A 19,050-nucleotide genomic window follows, 5' to 3' on the forward strand; every position below is an offset into this window, starting at 1 on the left:
CCCCACGCGGCGCGGCGGCGACTAAGGTCAGTCGACGGTGAAGGCGATCAGCGCCGCGCCGCCGGGCAGGTCCTTGATCTCGGGGAAGGCGCCGGCGAGGAAGCCCGGCGCGTGCGAACCCAGCCCGGTCGGCACCACGATGTACTGGCGCCCGCCGGCGGCGTAGCTCACCGGCCCGCCGCGCAGGCCGGAACCGGCGTTGAAGCGCCACAGCTCCTTGCCGTCGTCGGCGTCGTAGGCGTAGATGTGGCCGTGCAGGTCGCCGGTGAACACCAGCCCGCCGGCGGTGGTCAGCACGCTGGACAGCGGCGGCATGTCGTAGCGCAGGCTCCACTTCACCTTGCCGGTGAGCGGGTCACGCGCATCGAGCCGGCCGTGCGGCTTGTCGGCCGGCGGCGGCACCAGCTTGATCTCCTCGATGCCGAGCGACAGCGCGGACATCGCCACCAGGTTGGACGGATCGTCCTTGCCGGCCACCACCTCGTTGCACACCTCCATCGCATGCGAGTACCACAGCCCGGTCTGCGGGTTGTAGGCGCCGTGGTTCCAGCTGCGCGCGCCGAGCAGGTTGGGGCAGAACAGCTTGCGCTTGCCCGCTTCCGGGTAGATCGGGTCGATCAGCTTGCCGCTCTTGGGGTCGATGCCCTTGACCCAGTTCACGTTCTGCGCGAACTGCCAGACGTTGTGCAGGCTGCCGTCGTCCTTGTCCATGACGAAGACGAAGCCGCCCTTGTTGAGGTGCACGATGACGTCCTTGCCATCCTTCTTCACCATCAGCGCCTCGTAGGCGGAATCGAAATCCCACGAGTCGTGCGGCACTTCCTGGCGCGCCCACTTCAGCTTGCCGCTCTTGGGATCGAGCGCGAGCAGGCTGGCGGTGTACTTGTTGTCGCCCTTGCGCTCGGCGTTGTAGTAGTCGGGCGCGGCGTTGGAGGTACCGATGTAGATGGTGTCGCTGCGCGGATCGTAGGTGCCCGGCATCCACGCGCTGCCGCCGCCGGCCTTGCGGCTGTCGCCCGGCCAGCTTGCCGGGTCGTCCTTGAGGACGTCGAAGGTCCACACCGGCTTGCCGCTGTCGGCATCCACCGCGTAGATCTTGCCCATGATCGGCTGGTCGCCGCCGGTGGTGCCGCCGAACAGCACGTTGCCGGCGAGCTGCGGCGGCGCCGAGAACAGGGCGCCGTACTGCGTCTTGAGGTCGGACAGCTGGGTGGACCACAGCTCCTTGCCGGTCTTCTGGTCGAGCGCGACGAAGCGGCCGTCGAGCGTGCCGAGGTAGACCTTGCCGCGGCCGACGGTGACGCCGCGGCTGGCGGCGGCGTAGAAGCTCTGCTTGGCGAGCGGGCTGAGCTTGGGCTCGTAGTGCCACAGCGTGGCGCCGGTGGCTGCATCCACCGCCCACACGTTGTTGTTGGCCGAGACGTAGTACAGCACGCCGTCGATCACGATCGGCGTGGCCTGCAGGCCGTGGGTGATGTTGCCCGGCTGATGCACCCAGGCCACCTTCAGGCGCTTGACGTTGTCCTTGTTGATGGCGCTGAGCGGGCTGAAGCGCCAAGCGTTGTAGCTGCGGTGGTACTGCGGCCAGTTATCCGGGTCCTCGTAGCCGGGGCCGCTCTGGGCCTGGGCGGGCACGGCGTGCAGCAGCGCGGCGGCGAGCGTGGCCAGCAGCGCGCTGGCGGTCGACATCTTGTTCATGGTGTTTTCCTGATGACGGTTCGGGAGGGCGCGGCTCACCACGCGTAGGCGTACTTCAGGTTGAAGCTGTCGGTGGCACCGTGGGATTCGCCGCTGATGCCGCGCGAGTAGCGCACGGTGAGCGACTGGTTGCCGAAGTAGCTGAACATGACGCCCAGCCCGGCGGTGGTCTCGCGGCTGGCGGCCACCTTCACGCCGGTGGCGTGGTTGGTCCACGAACCCTGGCGTTCGTAGTCGAGCGCGATGAAGGGCTCGATGCTGTCGTTGAGCTTGTAGCCCAGGCGCTGGTTGGTGTGGAACAGCGTCGCCGGGCGCGAGTCGGCCGCGTTCGATTCGCCGAAGAACACGAAGCCGGCGTCCGCGGTGTAGCTGAAGCGCTCGAACTGGATGTCCCAGAACAGGCTGGAGAGGTTCTTCCACACGTCGCCGCCACCCACGTCCTTGTTGCCCACCGGAATCTGGAAGAAGGACTGGAAGCCGAGGGTGGAATTGGGCGTCGGCTTGTACCAGATCGCCGGGCCGGTGAGCGGGTCGCCGAGGCCGCTGTTGGAGCTGTTGGTGGCGTCGTTGCGGATGCCGACCTCGGGCAGGATCACCTCGTAGGCAAGGCCGATGTCCGGCCGCGACTCGGGCGACCAGAAGCGCACGTACTTCGACAGGCCGACGATGGTCTGCGTCTTGGCCGCCGCGCTGCGGCGGTCGCCGCTGCCGTCCCAGGCCTTGCGGCCGTCCTGGAAGGTGGCGTACTGCACGAACACGTTGAAGGGCTTGAAGCCGACCGGCAGGTCGTACTCGTGCGGGCCGATCACGTCGAGCGTGACCTGGGCCAGTGCCGGCTGCGCCAGCGCCAGCCCGGCACACAGCGCCGCGAGCGGAAGGATGCGCGGTGCGGCACCGCGCGGACGACGGATGTTGTTGTGCATGGAGTGTCTCCTCTTATCCCTGCATGTGTTTGAGATCGAGGGGGCCGCGCGCCGGTCCGGTCGGAATCTGCCCGCGGCTCCTCGAGGCTGCTCCATTGCACTTTCGGTGCCATCGCAGGGCACCTTTCAAAATCAATGACTTATGACTTTCGTCGTGTCGCAGCCGGCGCCCGGCTGTTGCGCGCCCCCTGCGACAGGTGTCGCTCGCGCTGCGACAGTCGCAGCGGCCGCTGCAACGCCTGACGGCGCCGGCCTCCACTCCCGGCATCTGCGACAAACCACTGTTCTGAAAGACGTTTTCTCTGGATCACGGCCTTGCACCGCACTTGGCACCGCTCTTGCGATGTGGGTTGCGAGCACCGCCGCCGCGTAAGACCGGGCAACAGCCCTGGCAGGCGGCGGTGCCAGCCCACGAACGAGGAGGAATCCAGCGATGGAAGCGACAGCCGAACAGCTGCTGTGGATGTACGAAAAGATGGTCGAGATCCGGGAGTACGAGGAGACCATGGCCAAGGTCTACCTCGAGGCCAAGCTCCCGCCCAAGATCCAGAAGGGGCTCGCCTTCGACATCGGCGCCGGCCCGGTGCCGGGCGAGATGCACCTGGCCGCCGGCCAGGAACCGGTGGCGGTAGGCGTGTGCGCCCACCTGCGCCGCGACGACACCGTGGTCGGCGCCCACCGCCCGCACCACTTCGCCATCGCCAAGGACGTCGACCTGAACGCGATGACCGCCGAAATGTACGGCAAGGCCACCGGCCTGGGCCGCGGCAAGGGCGGCCACATGCACCTGTTCGACCCGGCGGTGAAGTTCTCCTGCAGCGGCATCGTCGGCGCCGGCGCGCCGCAGGCCTGCGGCGCCGCGCTGGCGGCGAAGAAACTGGGCACCGACGCGGTGGCGATCGCCTTCTTCGGCGAGGGCGCGGCCAACCAGGGCGCCTTCCACGAGGCGCTCAACCTCGCCGCGCTGTGGAAGCTGCCGGTGGTGTTCGTGGTCGAGGACAACAAGTACGGCATCTCGGTGGAGAAGTCCGCCTCCACCGCGATCGCCTCCAACGCCGACCGCGCCGCCGCCTACGGCATGCCGGGCGTGCTGGTGGAGAAGAACGACGCGGTGGCGGTGTTCGAAGCCGCTGGGGTGGCGGTGGCGCGCGCGCGCCGCGGCGAGGGCCCGACCCTGATCGAGGTCAAGACCGACCGCTACTACGGCCACTTCCAGGGCGACCCGGAGACCTACCGCCCCAAGGGCGAGGCCAAGGAGCTGCGCCAGCACGACCCCATCCCGACGCTCGGCGCGCTCTTGCGCAGCCGCGACCTGCTCGACGACGAAGCCGACGCCGCGCTGCGCGCCCGTGTTTCCGCGCGCGTGCAGGCCGCCTACGACTTCGGCCGCAACAGCCCCTATCCGGAACCGCAGGACGCGCTGCTGCACGTCTTCGCCGAATGAGAACCAGGAGACCCGCATGAGCACGACAACGACCACCCGCCGCCTGACCATGGCGCAGGCGATCTCGGAAGCGACCGCGCAGGAAATGGCGCGCGACCCGCGCGTCTTCGTCATGGGCGAGGACGTCGGCAAGTACGGCGGCATCTTCAGCGCCACCACCGGGCTGCTCGACCAGTTCGGCCCTGAGCGCGTGATGGACACGCCGATCTCGGAAACCGGCTTCATGGGCGCCGCGCTCGGCGCCGCCGCCGAAGGCCTGCGGCCGATCTCGGAGCTGATGTTCGTCGATTTCTTCGGCGTCTGCTTCGACCAGATCTACAACCACATCGCCAAGAACCACTACATGTCGGGCGGCGCCTGCAAGTATCCGCTCGTCATCACCACCGGCATCGGCGGCGGCTACAACGACGCCGCCCAGCACTCGCAGTGCCTGTACTCGATCTTCGCCCACGTCCCCGGCCTGAAGGTGGTGGTGCCGTCCAACGCCTACGACGCCAAGGGCCTGATGACGAGCGCGATCCGCGACGACAACCCGGTGGTCTTCCTGTACCACAAGGGCATCATGGGTTTGAGCTGGATGTCCTACTTCGAGGGCAGCACCAACGAGGTCCCGGAAGAGCAATACACCATCCCCTTCGGCCAGGCGCGCGTGGTGCGCGAAGGCAGCGACGTCACCATCGTGACCCTGTCGCAGATGGTGCAGAAGTCGGTGCTGGCGGCGGAAAAGCTGGCCGAGGAAGGCATCTCCGCCGAGGTGCTCGACCTGCGCACCCTGGTCCCGCTCGACCGCGCCGCGGTGCTGAAGTCGGTGAAGCGCACCGGCCGCCTGCTGGTCGCCGACGAGGACTACCTGAGCTACGGCCTCTCCGGCGAGATCGCCGCGCTGGTAGCCGAGAACATCGACACCGTCCGCCTCAAGGCCCCGGTCCGCCGCCTCGCGGTACCCGACGTGCCGATCCCCTTCAGCCGCCCGCTGGAGAACTTCGCGATCCCGCAGGTGGAGAACATCGTCGCCAGCGTGCGCGGGCTGATGACTTTCAAGCTCGACCAGTAGCGCCGGCGGTTCGGCCGCCTGCTCCCTCCCCTTCAAGGGGAGATGGTTTTGTCCCTCCCCCTTCAAGGGGGAGGTTAGGAGGGGGATGGGGGTAGGTTCAGCGCCGATGCCTGACCCCATCCCCACCCCAGCCCTCCCCTTGAAGGGGAGGGAGCAAACCGGCTCCCCCACCCAATCCCCAATCAATCATCACTCCCCAGGAGACACAACATGACCGAAATCATCCTCGACGACGCGGTGTGGGCCGATGTCGATGAAGGCACCGAAGCCCTGCTGCAGGAATGGCAGGTGAAGGAAGGCGACAGCGTGGCCGCGGGCCAGGTGCTGGCGGTGGCCGAGCTGGTGAAGACCAGCCACGAGATCTTCGCGCCCTCGGCCGGCCGCATCGCCAAGCTCAACGTGGCCGAGCAGGACACCTTCGGCCGCGGCGCGGTGCTCGCGCTGCTGGAGGCCTGAGCCATGGCTGCGAGCGTGGCGGCTGAAACCGCCTCCCCCGCGGCGGCGCCGGAACGCCGCACGGTGCCGCTGACCGGTCTGCGCGGCGCCATCGCCCGCAACATGGGCCAGGGCTGGCAGGTGCCGCGGGTGGCGCACTCGGTGGACGTGGATCTCACCCGCGTCGAAGCGCTGCGCGCCGAGCGCGCCGCCGCCGGCGACAAGCTCAGCGTGAATGCCTTCGTGCTGCACGCGGTGGCGCAGGCGCTGCGCGCCCATCCGCGGCTGAACGCGCTGATGCGCGAGAAGGAAGTCGAGCTGGTCGACGACATCAACATCGGCGTCGCGGTGGCGCTGGACGACGGCCTGATGGTGCCGGTGATCCGCCAGGCGGACACCAAGCCGGTGGCGGCGCTGGCGGCGGAAACCCGCCAGCTCGCCGAGGGCGCCCGCGCCGGCGCGCTCACCGGCGGCGCCTACCAGCGCGGCACCTTCACCGTCACCAACCTCGGCAGCACGCCGGTGGACCGCTTCAGCCCGATCATCAACCCGCCGCAGGTGGCCATCCTCGGCGTCGGCCGCACCCGCCAGCAGGCGGTGGTGAAGGACGGCGCCATCGTCGCCGCGCCGGTGGTCAACCTGACCCTGGTGTTCGACCACCGCGCGGTGGACGGCTACCCGGCGGCGCTCTTCCTCGGCGAGATCGCGCGCCGGCTGGAACAGGCGGAGTTCGACTGATGCCCGCCGCCGCCCTCGCCCCTTCGACCCAGGGCCGCCGCCTGACGACCAGCGGCAGCGCGCTGACGCTGGCGCGCGCCGCCGCCGAGCAGGACTGGAATACCCGCCAGCTCGCCACGCCGGTGACCGCGCCGCGGGTGCGGGTATGGACCTACCCGGCGCCCGGCGTGGTGTTCGGCTGCGCGCAGGCGGCGCTGCACGAGGAAGCGGCGCGGGCGGCGCGCACCGACTGCGAACTGGTGCAGCGCCGCGCCGGCGGCGGTGCGGTGCTGACCGGGCCGTGGATGCTGTCGTCCTCGGTGGTGCTGCCCCCGGACCACCGCCTGCTGGCGGGTGGCACCGTCAGCAGCTACCGCTGGCTGGGCGTGCTGCATGCCGGCCTGCTGCGCGACTTCGGCATGCCGGCCCACGCGCTGGCGCCGGACGAACTCGCCCGCCGCACCAGCGACCCGGCGCTCGGCTGGGCCTGCTTCGGCGGCCTGTCGCCGTGGGAGGTGATCGCCGACGGCCGCAAGCTTGTCGGGCTGGCCCAACTGCGCCGCCAGCACGGCGTGTTGCTCACCACCGGCACCCTGCTCTACCGCCCGGAGTGGTCGCTGCTGTGCGACGCGCTCGGGCGCCCGGCGGACGACATCGCCCGGCTCGACGCCGCCACCACCTCCTGCGCCGAACTGCTCGGCACCGCGATGCATATCGAGACGCTGGCCGACGGCCTGCAGCAGATGCTGGCCGACGTGCTCGGCGAGCTGGAGGAGGACGACCGCGCCTGAACACCGCACCCCCGATCCCGCAGCGAGAAAGGCCCCCCGGCCGCCATAACACCAAGGAGACAACCATGAGCAACACAAGCCCGCGCGCCCCGATGCGCGTCGTCGAAAAACGCATCACGCTGAGCCGCCGCGGCTTCCTGAAGGGCGGCGGCATGGCCGCCCTCGGCGTCGGGGCGCTGTCCACCGCCACCCTGATGACCCCGGCGCGCGAGGCGCTGGCGGCCAACTTCAAGGTGCTCGGCGCCGCCACCGGCAAGACCCTGCTGGTGCTGGCGCGCGACATCTTCCCGCACGACCGCATCTCCGACCGCTACTACCTGCAGGCGCTCGAACCGCTGGAAGCGCAGGCCGCCAAGGACGACAAGCTGAAGGCCCTGCTGACCGAGGGCACGGCCGCGCTCGACCGCCTGGCCAAGCTGCGCTTCAAGAAGGCCTACACCGACCTCGCCAAGGAGACCGACCGCCTCAGCCTGCTCTACGTGATCGAGCACGGCGCCTTCTTCCAGAAGGTGAAGGGCCACCTCGTCACCGGCTTCTACGACAACAAGGCGGTGTGGCCGCTGTTCGGCTACGAGGGTTCGTCCTGGGAAAAGGGCGGCTACATCAACCGCGGCTTCGACGACATCGACTGGCTGGACGGCGCCTGAGCGCCACGCCATCGGGCAGCCGCCGACCGCCCCCGGCCTGTGGAAGGGCATCGGCCTGCCGCACCCATAAAACGACATAACGGAGACAAAGCATGAGCGCGAAATTCTCGCTGGACGACGACAGCGTGGTGGTGATCGTCGGCTCCGGCGCCGGCGGCGGCACGCTGGCCGACGAACTGACCAAACGCGGCGTGAACGTCGTGATCCTCGAAGCCGGCAAGCACTACACCCAGGCCGATTTCGAGAACGACGAGTGGGCGATGTTCAAGAAGATCTCGTGGCTGGACAAGCGCATCTCGGCCGGCGGCTGGCATCACACCGAGACCTATCCCAACCTGCCGGCCTGGATCGTCAAGGGCGTGGGCGGCTCGACCATGCACTTCTCGGGGCTGGCGCTGCGCTTCCTGCCGCACGACTTCAAGACCCGCAGCACCTATGGCGAGGTCAAGGGCGCCAACGTGATCGACTGGCCGATCAGCTACGAGGAGCTGGCGCCCTACTACGACATCGCCGAACGCAAGATGGGCGTGGCCGGCACCAAGGCCAGCGGCCTGCCGGAGATGCCGCCCAACAACCACTACAAGGTGATCGCCGCCGGCGCCAGGAAGGTGGGCTACAAGGACATCAGCCGCCCGGTCGCCTCCAACACCCGCGTCAATGACGGCCGCCCGGCCTGCCAGCAGATCGGCTTCTGCATGCAGGGCTGCAAGATCGGCGCCAAGTGGTCGACGCTGTACTCCGAGATTCCGCGCGCCATCGAAACCGGCCGCGCCGAGCTGCGCCCGCAGAGCATGGTGCTGAAGATCGAGCACGACAAATCCGGCAAGGTCAGCGGCGTGCTCTACGCCGACAAGGACGGCCGCCAGCACCTGCAGAAGGCGCGCGTGGTGTGCGTGGCCGGCAACTCGATCGAGTCGCCGCGGCTGCTGCTCAATTCCGCCTCCAGCATGTTCCCCAACGGCCTGGCGAACAGCTCCGGCCAGGTCGGCAAGAACTACATGAACCACACCACCGCCGCCGCGATCGCGATCCACAAGGGGCCGGTGTACATGTACCGCGGCTTCGACATCGCCGCGGTGATCTCCGACGAGGCGCAGTTGAACCCGGACCGCGGCTTCCTCGGCGGCTACCACCTGGAAGGGCTGGCGCTGCACCTGCCCTTCACTGCCGCCTTCATGAAGCCGGGCGGCTGGGGCCGCGAGGTGACTTCCGCGCTGGAGCAGTACGACCACATGAGCTGCGTGTGGGTGTGCGGCGAGGACATGCCGCAGGAAGAGAACGGCATCACCCTGCATCCGACCGAGAAGGACCAGTACGGCCTGCCCATCCCCATCGTCACCAAGACCGACCACACCAACGACGCGGCGATGCGCCGCCACGGCCTGGCGCAGTGGCGCAAGGTGTCCGAGGCGGTGGGCGCGACCCGCGTGATCGACATGCCGCCCTACCCCGCCAGCCACAACATGGGCACCAACCGCATGAGCGCCAACGCCCGCGACGGCGTGCTCAACAAGTGGGGCCAGGCGCACGACATCAAGAACCTGTTCGTCTCCGACGGCAGCCAGTTCACCTCCAGCTCGGCCGCCAACCCGACGCTGACCATCGTCGCGCTGGCGGTGCGCCAGGCGGAATACATCGCCGGCGCCATGCAGCGGCGCGAACTCTGACCGATCCACCCTGGCCGGCCACCCCGGCCGCCCCCACCACACGAAAACAACGGAGACAACCATGACGCTACGCCCCCTGCTCCACCGCTTGCTCGCCGCCACCGCCGGCGCCGCCGTCCTCGCCAGTGCCGCCGTGCCCGCCCACGCCGCGCCGATTCCCGGCATGCAGGGCATGCAGCACATCGGCATCACGGTGCCCAACCTCAAGGAAGCGGTGAACTTCTTCAAGGATGTGCTCGGCTGCGAACCGTCCTTCACCTTCGGCGCCTTCAAGTTCGAGGACGACTGGATGACGCGCCACCTCAACGTTCATCCGCGCGCCGCCATCAGCGACTTCCAGATGGTCCGCTGCGGCAACGGCACCAACCTGGAGGTGTTCGAATACACCGCGCCCGACCAGAACCGCCGCGGTCCGCGCAACAGCGATATCGGCGGCCATCACCTGGCCTTCTACGTGGACGACATGAACGCCGCCGTGGCCGCACTCAAGGCCAAGGGCGTGCAGGTGCTGGATACGCCGAGCACCTTCACCGACGGCCCGGCCGCCGGCCTCACCTGGGTGTATTTCCTCGCACCCTGGGGCCTGCAGCTGGAGCTGGTGAGCGCGCCCAAGGGCATGGCCCACGAGAAGGACCTGAAGCGCAAGCTGTGGGATCCGCGCTTCCCCGAAAAGTAAGACTGAAGGTATCCGGACGGCGCTCACCCGCCGTCCACGCGTGCCTGACTCCCTCCTCCAGGCGCTTCGCGGGGTGTGCCGGACGGCCACCCCGTCTTTTTCGATTGAGCCGGCAGCGAGGGTGATTTAACCTTCGATCAAGACATGCAGAGACCGATCCACGGTCCGCGTCCGCGCGGCGGCAGCTCACCGGCATCCAGCGGTGACGACCGGCCCGCAGGAGGAGACGAGATGCTGGCGCAATCCCAGCGCGAACACATCGACCATGTGCTCGCCGTATCACAGGCGGGCGAACCCGCCACCGACCCGATCCACCGCTCGTGGGTCCGCTGTGTGAACGACTACGGTCTCGACCCGAGCCGGCCGACCCGCGCGCATATCGTCGAACAGGCCCGCCTGCGCGAGCACCAGGACCAGATCGAGGACTTCCTCGGCGTCGCCCGCACCGGCATGGAGCAGCTCTACAAGCGCATGGCCGGCATCGGCTACGTGCTGCTGCTGACCGACGCCCACGGCATCGCGGTGGACTTCATCGGCAACGACGCCTGGGCGCGCGAGCTGAAGCACTCCGGCCTCTACCTCGGCGCCGACTGGAGCGAAACCCGGGCCGGCACCTGTGCGGTGGGCACCTGCATCGTCGACAAGGCGCCGATCACCTGTCACCACACCGATCACTTCGACGCCTCGCACATCACGCTGACCTGTAATGCCGCGCCGCTGTTCGACCCCACCGGCGGCTTCCTCGGCGTGCTCGACGTCTCGGCGCTGACCTCGCCGTCGCCGCGCGACAGCCAGCATCTGGCGCTGCACATGGTGACGATGTACGCGCAGATGGTGGAGGACGCCAGCTTCCTGCGCTATTTCCGCGACCGCTGGGTGCTGCGGCTGGGCTCGGCGTGGTCGATGGTCGATGTGTCGGGCGAGATCATGCTCGCCTTCGATGCCGATGGCCTCATCGTCGGCGCCAACAGCGGCGCCCGGCGCGCACTGCGCCCGCTCGACGGCGTCACCGACACCCTGATCGGGCGCCCGCTCGGCGAGGTTTTCCGCGAGGGCATGGACGCGATCTGGCGCATCGCCCGCGCCGGTTTCTCCGCTGACCGCACCGCGCTGTCCACCAGCGGCGGCGAGGTCTATTACGGTGCCGTGCTGCAACCGCGCGTGGCCCCGCTGCGCCCGGCGCCCGCCGTCGCCGCCACCCCGGCGGCGCCCGCGCTGGAGCGCCTGGCCGGCAACGACCCGCAGATGCAGCGCCTGATCGCACAGGCTTCGCGGCTGGTGAACCGGCCGGTGAATATCCTGGTGCACGGCGAGACCGGCACCGGCAAGGAAGTGCTGGCGAAAGCGCTGCACGAATCCAGCAGCCGCGCCGCCAAGCCCTTCGTCGCGGTCAATTGCGCGGCGATCCCGGAATCGCTGATCGAGAGCGAACTGTTCGGCTACACCGCCGGCACCTTCACCGGCGGGCGCAGCAAGGGCATGCGCGGGCTGATCCAGCAGGCCGACGGCGGCACGCTGTTCCTCGACGAGATCGGCGACATGCCGCTGCACCTGCAGACCCGGCTGCTGCGCGTGCTGGCCGAGCGCGAGGTGCTGCCGCTGGGCGCCGAGAAGCCGGTGCCGGTGAATCTCACCGTGGTCGCCGCCTCGCACCGCGACCTGCGCAAGCTGATCGCCGAAGGCAGCTTCCGCGAGGATCTCTACTACCGCCTGTGCGGCGCCATCCTGTACCTGCCGCCGCTGCGCGAACGGCGCGACCGCGACTACCTGATCGACCGCCTGCTCGCGGCCGAAGGCGCGGAACTGGGCACCAGCGCCGCGCTCGACCCGGCCGCGCGCGGCCTGCTGCTGGGCTACGACTGGCCGGGCAACGTGCGCCAGCTGCGCAATGTGCTGCGCTTCGCGCTGGCGGTGTGCGATGGCGAGCACATCCTGCCGCAGGACCTGCCCGCCGAACTGATGGCGAGCGCACCGCAAGCGCCGTCACGCTCGCCCGCCATCGCCATCGCCACCGCGGCCGCGGCCGCCACTGCGCCCGCGGCGGTCACCACGCCGGGCGCCGACCCCGTGCGCGGCGAACTGGAGGCCGCGCTGCGCCGTCATCACTGGAACATCACCGCCGCCGCGGCCGAACTCGGCGTCTGCCGCGCGACCATCTACCGGCAGATGAAACGCCACGGCATCGTGCCGCCCCATCTGCTGTAGCCGCCCGGCCCGAAAGCTGGCCCGGCATGCGACAAAAGTGACATGCCGGGCGATTCCTGCCTGCCCGCCGCGGGACGATTGCCATAAAATGCAACGTCATTTCGGCCGTGCTCCCGCGGCCTTCACCGGGCGACCACCGTGGCAGATCAATCGCAATTCGAACTCATCACCCCGCTGGGCAGCGGCGTGCTCGTATTCCAGGCGCTCGCCGCCGACGAGGCGCTGTCGCAGGTCAGCGAATTCGAGATCGACTGCCTCTCCGACAAGACCGACATCAACCTCGACGACATCCTCGGCAAGCAGCTCAGCCTGCGGGTGATGCTGCCCACCGGCGGCAAGCGCTACTTCAGCGGCTACGTCACCCGCTTCGCCCACACCGGCACCCAGGGCCGCTACCAGACCTACCGCGCGAGCGTGCGGCCGTGGCTGTGGTTCCTCGGCCGCACCGCCGACTGCCGCATCTTCCAGTCGCGCACGGTGCCCGACATCGTCAAGCAGGTCTTCTCCGAACACGGCGTCGCCGACTTCCGCAACGCGCTCAGCGGCAGCTACCGCACGCGCGACTACTGCGTGCAGTACCGCGAGACCGACCTCGCCTTCGTCAGCCGGCTGCTGGAAGAAGAGGGCATCTATTACTTCTTCGAGCACGACGAGAACAAGAACACCCTGGTGCTGGCGGACGCCTACGCCGCCCACACCAGCACCGCCGGCTACGAGGAGATCGAGTTCGTCGAGAACCGCCAGGGCGGCGGCGACGAGCTGGGCTTCGTCAGCCAGTGGCAGTTCGAGCGCCAGGTGATGCCGGGCAAGGTCATGCTGCGCGACTACGACTTCACCAAGCCCTCGGTCGGGCTGGAAGCCTCGGCGGTGGTGCCGCGCGAACACGACGAGGGCAAGCACGAGGTGTTCGACTACCCCGGCGAGTTCGACCAGGTGGCCGACGGCCGCCACTACGCCAAGGTGCGCGTCGATGAGCTGCACGCGCAGTTCGAGCTGTCCCGCGCGCGCAGCAGCGCCCGCGGCCTGGCGGTGGGCCACCTGTTCAAGCTCGCCGGTCACGCCCGCCGCGACCAGAACCGCGAGTACCTGATCACCGCGGCGCAGACCCGCGTGCGCGCCGAAGGGCGGGAATCCGAAGCGGGTGCGGGCAGCCAGTTCGAGTGCCACTTCAGCGCCCTCAACAGCCGCCAGGATTACCGCCCGCCCCGGCTGACCCCGCGCCCGCAGGTGAAGGGGCCGCAGACCGCGGTGGTGGTCGGCCCGTCCGGCAACGAGATCTACACCGACGAATACGGCCGCGTGAAGGTGCAGTTCCACTGGGACCGCTACGGCACCAAGGACGAGCACAGCTCGTGCTGGATCCGCGTCTCCCATCCCTGGGCGGGCAAGAACTGGGGCTTCATCGCCATCCCGCGCATCGGCCAGGAGGTGATCGTCGAATTCCTCGAGGGCGATCCCGACCAGCCGATCATCACCGGCCGGGTCTACAACGCCGAGCAGATGCCGCCGTACGCGCTGCCCGACAACATGACCCAGACCGGCATCAAGACGCGCTCCACGCTCGGCGGCGGCACCGACAACTTCAACGAGATCCGCTTCGAGGACAAGAAGGGCGAAGAGCAGCTCTTCATCCACGCCGAGAAGAACCAGGACATCGAGGTCGAGAACGACGAGACCCACTGGGTCGGCCACGACCGCACCAAGAACATCGACCACAACGAGACGGTCACCGTCGGCAACGACCGTACCGAGTCGGTCGGCAACAACGAAACCATCAGCATCGGCAACAACCGCACCGAATCGGTGGGCGCCAACGAAACCATCTCGGTCGGCGGCAACCGCGCCGAGGACGTCGGCCAGAACGAAACCGTCAGCATCGGCAAGGACCGCAGCGAGAGCATCGGCAACAACGACGCCCACGACGTCGCCAAGAGCCAGACCATCGCGATCGGCGAAAACCAGACGCTGGAGGTGGGCAAGGCGCGCTCCACCACGGTCGGCGATGACGACAAGCTGCAGGTCGGCAAGAAACTGGTGATCGAGGCCGGCGACGAGATCACCATCAAGACCGGCAGCGCCAGCATCACCATGAAGAAGGACGGCACGATCCAGATCAAGGGCAAGGACATCACCATCAAGGGCGACGGCCAGATCGGCATCAAGGCCGCTTCCGACGTGGTGATCAAGGGCGCCAAGATCTCCGAGAACTGAGTCCATGCTGCAGGTCGTCAACCCCACCCCGCTGCCGGCGGTCCTGTCGGTATTCGCCAACCCGGCGGGCGTCGAGTGCGCCTACGCGGCGGTGAAGGCGAGCTTCGACGTCTCCTCGGGCGAGCCGCGCCTGGCCGCGCGCCAGGCCAACTTCCTGGCCACCGACGTGTATTGGGGCGACCCGGCAACCAGCAGCCTGCGCGCCGCCGCCGACCTGACGCTGGTGAAGCCGGGCACCGACATCCTGCTGATCGGCCGCGCCATCGCCCCTGCCGGCGCGGTGAGCGCCATGGATGTCCGCCTGCAGGTCGGCCCCGTCAGCCGCAGCCTGCGCGTGTTCGGCGACCGCCGCTGGGTGCGCCAGGAGCAAGGCTGGGCGATCTCGTCGCCGCAGCCCTTCGAGCGGATGCCGCTGCGCTGGGAGCTGGCCTTTGGCGGCTGCGGTGCGCAGACCGGCGGCACGCCGCCGGAATACGACGCACGCAACCCGATCGGGCGCGGCTTCATCGGCAGCCGCGAAGAGGACTTCAGCGACCGACCGCTGCCCAACATCGAAGACCCGGGCCAGCTCATCGCCACGCCGGCGGACCGCCCCGCGCCGGCCGGCTGGGCGCCGATTCCGCCCCACTGGCAGCCGCGCCAGGGCTGGGGCGGCACCTACGATGCCAATTGGCAGAGCCAGCGCGCGCCCTACCTGCCCCACGACTTCGACCCCCGCTTCTTCAACGTCGCCCCGCCCGGGCTGGTGGCGCCGGGCCATCTCGAGGGCGGCGAGGCCGTGTGCGTCGAAGGATGCACGGCGAGCGCGCCGCTGCGCTTCGAACTCCCGCGGCTCGACATCGGCCTGACCTGGGATTTCGACGGCCGCCGCATCCCTGCGCAGGCCCGGCTCGACACCGTGCTGATCGAGCCCGACCAGGCCCGGTTGCAGATGGTGTGGCGCGCCGAGCTGGCGGTCGACAAGCGGCTCACCCGGCTGCGGCAGGTAGCGGTGAATGTGCGCGCCGCCGCCAGCCAGGCGGCGGTCATCGGACGCTGACATCGTGTCGATCGCACTGTTCTCCGCCGCCTGCATCACCCCGGTCGGGCTCAGCCTGCCGGAGACCGCGGCCGCCACGCGCGCGCGGGTGGCCGGCCTGCGCGCCAGCCACTGGCGCGACCGCCGCGACAACGCCTTCGTGCTCGGCCGCGTGCCGGCCGCCGGCCTGCCGGCACTCTCGCCGCAGCTCCAGCATGCCGGCGTGCAGGCGCGCGAGGCGCGCATGCTGCGGATGGCCCACGCCGCGCTCGCCGAAGCGCTGGCGCTCGTCCCCGCGGTGGAGCGCCCGATACCGCTGCTGCTCGGGCTGCCCGAACATCACACCCAGGCTGCGCTGGAACCGGCCGCCTTCCTCGCCCGGCTCGCCATCCAGTCCGGCGCACCGCTGGACCGCAGCCGCAGCGTCGCCGCGCCGCTCGGCCGTGCCGCCGGGCTGATGGCGTTCAACCAGGCCGCCGCGCTGCTCGATGACGACGCCACGCCCTGGGTGCTCGTCGGCGGCGTGGACAGCCTCGTCGATCTCTACGTGCTCAACACGCTGGACCAGCAGGGCCGCATCCGCAACGAGCGCAACAGCGACGGTTTCACGCCCGGCGAAGGCGCGGCCTTCCTGCTGCTCGGCAGGCAGGGGGGCGGGCTTGCCCCGATCGCCCGCATCGCCGCCTGCGGCCACGGCCACGAGGCGGGTCACCTGTATTCGGACGTGCCGTATCTGGGCGAAGGGCTGGCCGCGCTGTTCGGCAAGGTGCTGCAGCCGCCCCCGCCGGCGCCGATCGGCACGCTCTACGCGTCCTTCAACGGCGAGCGCTACTGGGCGCGCGAACTCGGCGTCGCCCGCCTGCGCCATGCGGCGGCGTTTTCGGACGCGGTGCAGATCGAACACCCCGCAGAATGCTTCGGCGACCTCGGCGCGGCACATGGCCCGGTGCTGGCCGCGCTTGCCGCGCACGCGCTGGCGAACGGATACCGGCCGGGCCCGGCGCTGGTCTATGCGTCGTCCGACCACGGCAGCCGCGGCGCCGTCGTGCTGGAGCGGGCATGAAACCACAGGCCGGGAGGCAGACATGACCCAGATCGGTGAAGGCGTGCAGATCGGCATGGTGGATGCCGACGACCTCGATTGCCCGTTCGACCACGACAACCCCGAACCGCCCACGGTGGAAAACCAGCTCATCGGCTCGGGCACCAAGCTCGCCACCAAGATGGGCAACGGCACCAGCACCCACCTGTACGCGCCGCTGGTGAAGAAGTGCGAGCAGATCGACAACCCGAAGGACCGCAGCGGCCACCCCTTCGCCAACAAGGCCAAGGTGGTCCACATCCGCGACCGCGATGCCGCGACCGGCAAGGACTACGAGCACCGTTACCCGGTCACCTGCGCCGCGCATCACCTCGTGCCCGCGCAGGAGGCGCTCAAGCAGTCGCATCTGCTCGCCTTCATGGTCAAGAAAGGCGAAACCGCCAAGCTCAAGGACAAGGACTTCAGCAAGGGCGTGGTGTGGGCCAACGTCGGCTACGAGGTCAACGGCGCCGAGAACGGCATCTACCTGCCGGGCAGCTACGCGGTAGGCGGCGGGCGGGGCGGCCTGAAGCTGTGGGTCGAGAACGACGACATGCCGGACAAGGAAGAGGAAGACGTCACCGAAGAGGCCGACCCGGCATCGCCGCAGCTCTACGGCCGGTTGAACGAGATCAGCGCCGCCAACCGCAAGTGGCAATACGTGCGGCAGGCGGTGGCGAAGGCGCCCGGGCAGTTTCACGACCGCCACGTCGATTACAGCAACTTCGTCACCAGCGTGCTCGACAAGATCTTCGAGGACTACCGCCGCCGTTACTTCAAGAGCTTCATCGAGTTCCAGTGCCCCAAATGCGAGGAGCGCGCCGAGAAGGCGCGCAAGCAGGGCGTGCCCACGCCGTTCGGCCTGGTCGCACGCCTCAACGGCCTGTCGCGCAACCTCGCCGCGTTCCTGAACGGCTCGACCTGGCGCCGCAACATCTACACCTCGAAGTGGGGCCAGGCCTACATGGAAGCGGTCAAGGCCGGCAACAAGGCCGCCGGACCGGATACCTGAACGACATCGCATGGAGCACCGCATGTACTACGTCATGACCTGCCTGAGCCCCGCCCAGGGCTACCTGGCCACCCTCGACTACGACGACTCCGCCGACCCGGACTTCCTGCGCAGCTGGATGTCCGGCGACCGCTTCGACGTGCCGCCGCCGACGCCGCTGGTGCTGACGCGCGAGACGGCACCCGACACGGTGTTGGCGGAGCTGTGGCAGTCGCCGGTCACGCTGATGAGCAAGCGCCTGCACGCCGCGCTGCTCGCCGCCGGCGTGTCCAACCTCGACATCTACCCGGCCGAAATCCACGACCCGGCGCAGGGCCTCGTGCATGACGACTACGTGGCCTTCAACCTCATCGGCCGCATCGCCGCGGCCGACAGCCTGCGCCGCCACGACGACGTGCTGATCAGCGCCCCGGAGATTTCCGCCGCGCGGGTCGACGGCGCGCTGATGTTCCGGCTCGCCGAAGCGGTCAATACCATCGTGGTCCATGACTCGGTGAAACAGGCCATCGAAGCGGCCGGCATCGACACGCTGACCTTCATCGACCCCGCCGACTGGACCGGCTGAGCCACGGCCGCCGACGTCCGTCCATCACGCCTTGCACCTGCCGGACAAGCCTGCTGCAATCCGTCCCATCCGCCTCCCGGGGTCAGCCCATGCCATGCACCGTCCATAACATCCAGGGGTTCGCCCACAAGACCAGCAACGGCATCAGCATGGTCTTTCCCGACGTCTGCAACACGCCCTCGCCCGGCGGGCCGATCCCCATCCCCTACCCGAACATCGGCAAGTCCTCCGACACCACCGCCGGCACCACCACGGTGAAAGCCGACGGCAGCATGGTGATGGTGAAGGGCGCCAAGTACATGATGAGCGCGGGCGACGAACCCGGTACCGCAGGCGGCGTGATCTCCGGCACCTTCAAGCAGGAATGCGAGTTCCTGATGTACTCCTTCGACGTGATGCTGGACGGCAAGAACGTCTGCCGCATGGGCGACCCCCTGTGGCACAACAAGAAGAACATTTGCGGATAGGACGAAGCCATGACCGACGCAGCCCGCATCTTCGACTTCCCGGTGCCCGAGCGCACCGGCATACAGCGCGCCACCGTGGTGGAGGTCACCGCGGCCGGCCACCTGCGCGTGCAACTCGCCGACGGCATCGAATGGGAGTGCGAGCTGCTTCACGCCGCCACCGCCCCCGGCCCGTTTGCCCCCGGCGACCGCGTACTCGTGCTGCCCCCTGCCCCCGGCGAACGCGCCTGCGTGCTCGGCCGCATCGGCACCTGCACCGCGCCGCAACCGCAGGCCCGGCTGACCCTGGAGGCGACCGAGGTGCTCACGCTCAAGTGCGGCGAGGTCTCGATCGACCTGCGCGCCGCCGACGGCAAGCTGATGCTGCGCGGCGAGGACGTGCTGCTGCGCGCCAAGGGCACCCAACGCATCCGCGCCGGCAACGTCGCGATCAACTGAG

The 19,050-nt window shown here is 69.1% G+C and carries 18 protein-coding genes; 16 read left to right on the forward strand and 2 right to left on the reverse strand.

Going from position 1 to position 19,050, the window contains the following annotated elements:
* Positions 1-27: 27 nt before the first annotated feature.
* Together dqs_RS19730 and dqs_RS19735 are read right to left on the reverse strand one after the other, a co-directional pair.
* Entirely contained in the window at positions 28-1,698 is a 1,671-nt protein-coding gene (locus tag dqs_RS19730; RefSeq protein WP_011767587.1) for a pyrroloquinoline quinone-dependent dehydrogenase, read from the reverse strand.
* Between the two features lie 35 nt (positions 1,699-1,733).
* Positions 1,734-2,621 carry a transporter gene (locus tag dqs_RS19735; protein ID WP_065341516.1) on the reverse strand — a complete coding sequence of 296 codons (888 nt, stop codon included), beginning with the start codon at positions 2,619-2,621 and terminating at the stop codon, positions 1,734-1,736.
* Between the two features lie 433 nt (positions 2,622-3,054).
* Between dqs_RS19735 and dqs_RS19740 the strand changes: the two genes are divergently transcribed.
* From dqs_RS19740 to dqs_RS19815, 16 genes are all read left to right on the forward strand, one after another.
* Positions 3,055-4,065, forward strand: a complete 1,011-nt coding sequence (locus tag dqs_RS19740) for a thiamine pyrophosphate-dependent dehydrogenase E1 component subunit alpha (protein WP_011767589.1) — start codon at positions 3,055-3,057, stop codon at positions 4,063-4,065.
* A gap of 16 nt (positions 4,066-4,081) precedes the next feature.
* Entirely contained in the window at positions 4,082-5,119 is a 1,038-nt protein-coding gene (locus dqs_RS19745) for an alpha-ketoacid dehydrogenase subunit beta (protein WP_011767590.1), read from the forward strand.
* A 210-nt stretch (positions 5,120-5,329) separates the two neighbouring features.
* Positions 5,330-5,575, forward strand: coding sequence for a lipoyl domain-containing protein (locus tag dqs_RS19750; protein ID WP_011767591.1), 246 nt, complete (start codon positions 5,330-5,332; stop codon positions 5,573-5,575).
* A gap of 3 nt (positions 5,576-5,578) precedes the next feature.
* On the forward strand, positions 5,579-6,292 hold the full coding sequence (locus tag dqs_RS19755) for a dihydrolipoamide acetyltransferase family protein (protein WP_011767592.1): 714 nt from the start codon (positions 5,579-5,581) through the stop codon (positions 6,290-6,292).
* The gene (locus dqs_RS19760) at positions 6,292-7,062 is read left to right on the forward strand and encodes a lipoate--protein ligase family protein (RefSeq protein ID WP_065341517.1); all 771 of its coding nucleotides are present in this window, start codon (positions 6,292-6,294) and stop codon (positions 7,060-7,062) included. Before dqs_RS19755 ends, dqs_RS19760 begins: the two co-directional genes overlap by 1 nt.
* A gap of 65 nt (positions 7,063-7,127) precedes the next feature.
* On the forward strand, positions 7,128-7,709 hold the full coding sequence (locus tag dqs_RS19765; RefSeq protein WP_236778710.1) for a twin-arginine translocation signal domain-containing protein: 582 nt from the start codon (positions 7,128-7,130) through the stop codon (positions 7,707-7,709).
* Positions 7,710-7,801: 92 nt separating this feature from the next.
* The gene (locus dqs_RS19770) at positions 7,802-9,376 is read left to right on the forward strand and encodes a GMC family oxidoreductase (RefSeq protein ID WP_011767595.1); all 1,575 of its coding nucleotides are present in this window, start codon (positions 7,802-7,804) and stop codon (positions 9,374-9,376) included.
* Positions 9,377-9,437: 61 nt separating this feature from the next.
* On the forward strand, positions 9,438-10,052 hold the full coding sequence (locus dqs_RS19775) for a VOC family protein (protein ID WP_065341518.1): 615 nt from the start codon (positions 9,438-9,440) through the stop codon (positions 10,050-10,052).
* Positions 10,053-10,283: 231 nt separating this feature from the next.
* Entirely contained in the window at positions 10,284-12,257 is a 1,974-nt protein-coding gene (locus tag dqs_RS19780) for a sigma-54-dependent Fis family transcriptional regulator (protein WP_065341519.1), read from the forward strand.
* Positions 12,258-12,395: 138 nt separating this feature from the next.
* Positions 12,396-14,468 carry a type VI secretion system Vgr family protein gene (locus tag dqs_RS19785; protein ID WP_065341520.1) on the forward strand — a complete coding sequence of 691 codons (2,073 nt, stop codon included), beginning with the start codon at positions 12,396-12,398 and terminating at the stop codon, positions 14,466-14,468.
* 4 nt (positions 14,469-14,472) lie between these two features.
* The gene (locus tag dqs_RS19790; RefSeq protein ID WP_065341521.1) at positions 14,473-15,507 is read left to right on the forward strand and encodes a DUF2169 family type VI secretion system accessory protein; all 1,035 of its coding nucleotides are present in this window, start codon (positions 14,473-14,475) and stop codon (positions 15,505-15,507) included.
* A 4-nt stretch (positions 15,508-15,511) separates the two neighbouring features.
* A complete protein-coding gene (locus dqs_RS20950) occupies positions 15,512-16,549 on the forward strand; it encodes a hypothetical protein (protein ID WP_084018716.1) in 1,038 nt (345 codons plus the stop codon).
* Positions 16,550-16,571: 22 nt separating this feature from the next.
* Positions 16,572-17,579 carry an AHH domain-containing protein gene (locus tag dqs_RS19800; protein WP_011767601.1) on the forward strand — a complete coding sequence of 336 codons (1,008 nt, stop codon included), beginning with the start codon at positions 16,572-16,574 and terminating at the stop codon, positions 17,577-17,579.
* A 22-nt stretch (positions 17,580-17,601) separates the two neighbouring features.
* Complete coding sequence (locus tag dqs_RS19805; protein WP_065341522.1) at positions 17,602-18,144, forward strand: hypothetical protein; 543 nt, start codon at positions 17,602-17,604, stop codon at positions 18,142-18,144.
* An 89-nt stretch (positions 18,145-18,233) separates the two neighbouring features.
* Positions 18,234-18,611, forward strand: a complete 378-nt coding sequence (locus dqs_RS19810; protein WP_011767603.1) for a DUF4150 domain-containing protein — start codon at positions 18,234-18,236, stop codon at positions 18,609-18,611.
* 9 nt (positions 18,612-18,620) lie between these two features.
* The gene (locus dqs_RS19815; protein WP_011767604.1) at positions 18,621-19,049 is read left to right on the forward strand and encodes a S1 domain-containing protein; all 429 of its coding nucleotides are present in this window, start codon (positions 18,621-18,623) and stop codon (positions 19,047-19,049) included.
* Position 19,050 lies beyond the last annotated feature (1 nt).

This window comes from Azoarcus olearius, from assembly GCF_001682385.1.
Lineage (GTDB): Bacteria > Pseudomonadota > Gammaproteobacteria > Burkholderiales > Rhodocyclaceae > Azoarcus > Azoarcus olearius.

What these genes read in the sequence shown, in the direction of transcription:
- dqs_RS19730 (WP_011767587.1), bottom strand. Translation starts at nt 1,698, where the DNA reads ATGAACAAGATGTCGACCGCCAGCGCGCTGCTGGCCACGCTCGCCGCC.
- dqs_RS19735 (WP_065341516.1), bottom strand. Translation starts at nt 2,621, where the DNA reads ATGCACAACAACATCCGTCGTCCGCGCGGTGCCGCACCGCGCATCCTT.
- dqs_RS19740 (WP_011767589.1), top strand. Translation starts at nt 3,055, where the DNA reads ATGGAAGCGACAGCCGAACAGCTGCTGTGGATGTACGAAAAGATGGTC.
- dqs_RS19745 (WP_011767590.1), top strand. Translation starts at nt 4,082, where the DNA reads ATGAGCACGACAACGACCACCCGCCGCCTGACCATGGCGCAGGCGATC.
- dqs_RS19750 (WP_011767591.1), top strand. Translation starts at nt 5,330, where the DNA reads ATGACCGAAATCATCCTCGACGACGCGGTGTGGGCCGATGTCGATGAA.
- dqs_RS19755 (WP_011767592.1), top strand. Translation starts at nt 5,579, where the DNA reads ATGGCTGCGAGCGTGGCGGCTGAAACCGCCTCCCCCGCGGCGGCGCCG.
- dqs_RS19760 (WP_065341517.1), top strand. Translation starts at nt 6,292, where the DNA reads ATGCCCGCCGCCGCCCTCGCCCCTTCGACCCAGGGCCGCCGCCTGACG.
- dqs_RS19765 (WP_236778710.1), top strand. Translation starts at nt 7,128, where the DNA reads ATGAGCAACACAAGCCCGCGCGCCCCGATGCGCGTCGTCGAAAAACGC.
- dqs_RS19770 (WP_011767595.1), top strand. Translation starts at nt 7,802, where the DNA reads ATGAGCGCGAAATTCTCGCTGGACGACGACAGCGTGGTGGTGATCGTC.
- dqs_RS19775 (WP_065341518.1), top strand. Translation starts at nt 9,438, where the DNA reads ATGACGCTACGCCCCCTGCTCCACCGCTTGCTCGCCGCCACCGCCGGC.
- dqs_RS19780 (WP_065341519.1), top strand. Translation starts at nt 10,284, where the DNA reads ATGCTGGCGCAATCCCAGCGCGAACACATCGACCATGTGCTCGCCGTA.
- dqs_RS19790 (WP_065341521.1), top strand. Translation starts at nt 14,473, where the DNA reads ATGCTGCAGGTCGTCAACCCCACCCCGCTGCCGGCGGTCCTGTCGGTA.
- dqs_RS19800 (WP_011767601.1), top strand. Translation starts at nt 16,572, where the DNA reads ATGACCCAGATCGGTGAAGGCGTGCAGATCGGCATGGTGGATGCCGAC.
- dqs_RS19805 (WP_065341522.1), top strand. Translation starts at nt 17,602, where the DNA reads ATGTACTACGTCATGACCTGCCTGAGCCCCGCCCAGGGCTACCTGGCC.
- dqs_RS19810 (WP_011767603.1), top strand. Translation starts at nt 18,234, where the DNA reads ATGCCATGCACCGTCCATAACATCCAGGGGTTCGCCCACAAGACCAGC.
- dqs_RS19815 (WP_011767604.1), top strand. Translation starts at nt 18,621, where the DNA reads ATGACCGACGCAGCCCGCATCTTCGACTTCCCGGTGCCCGAGCGCACC.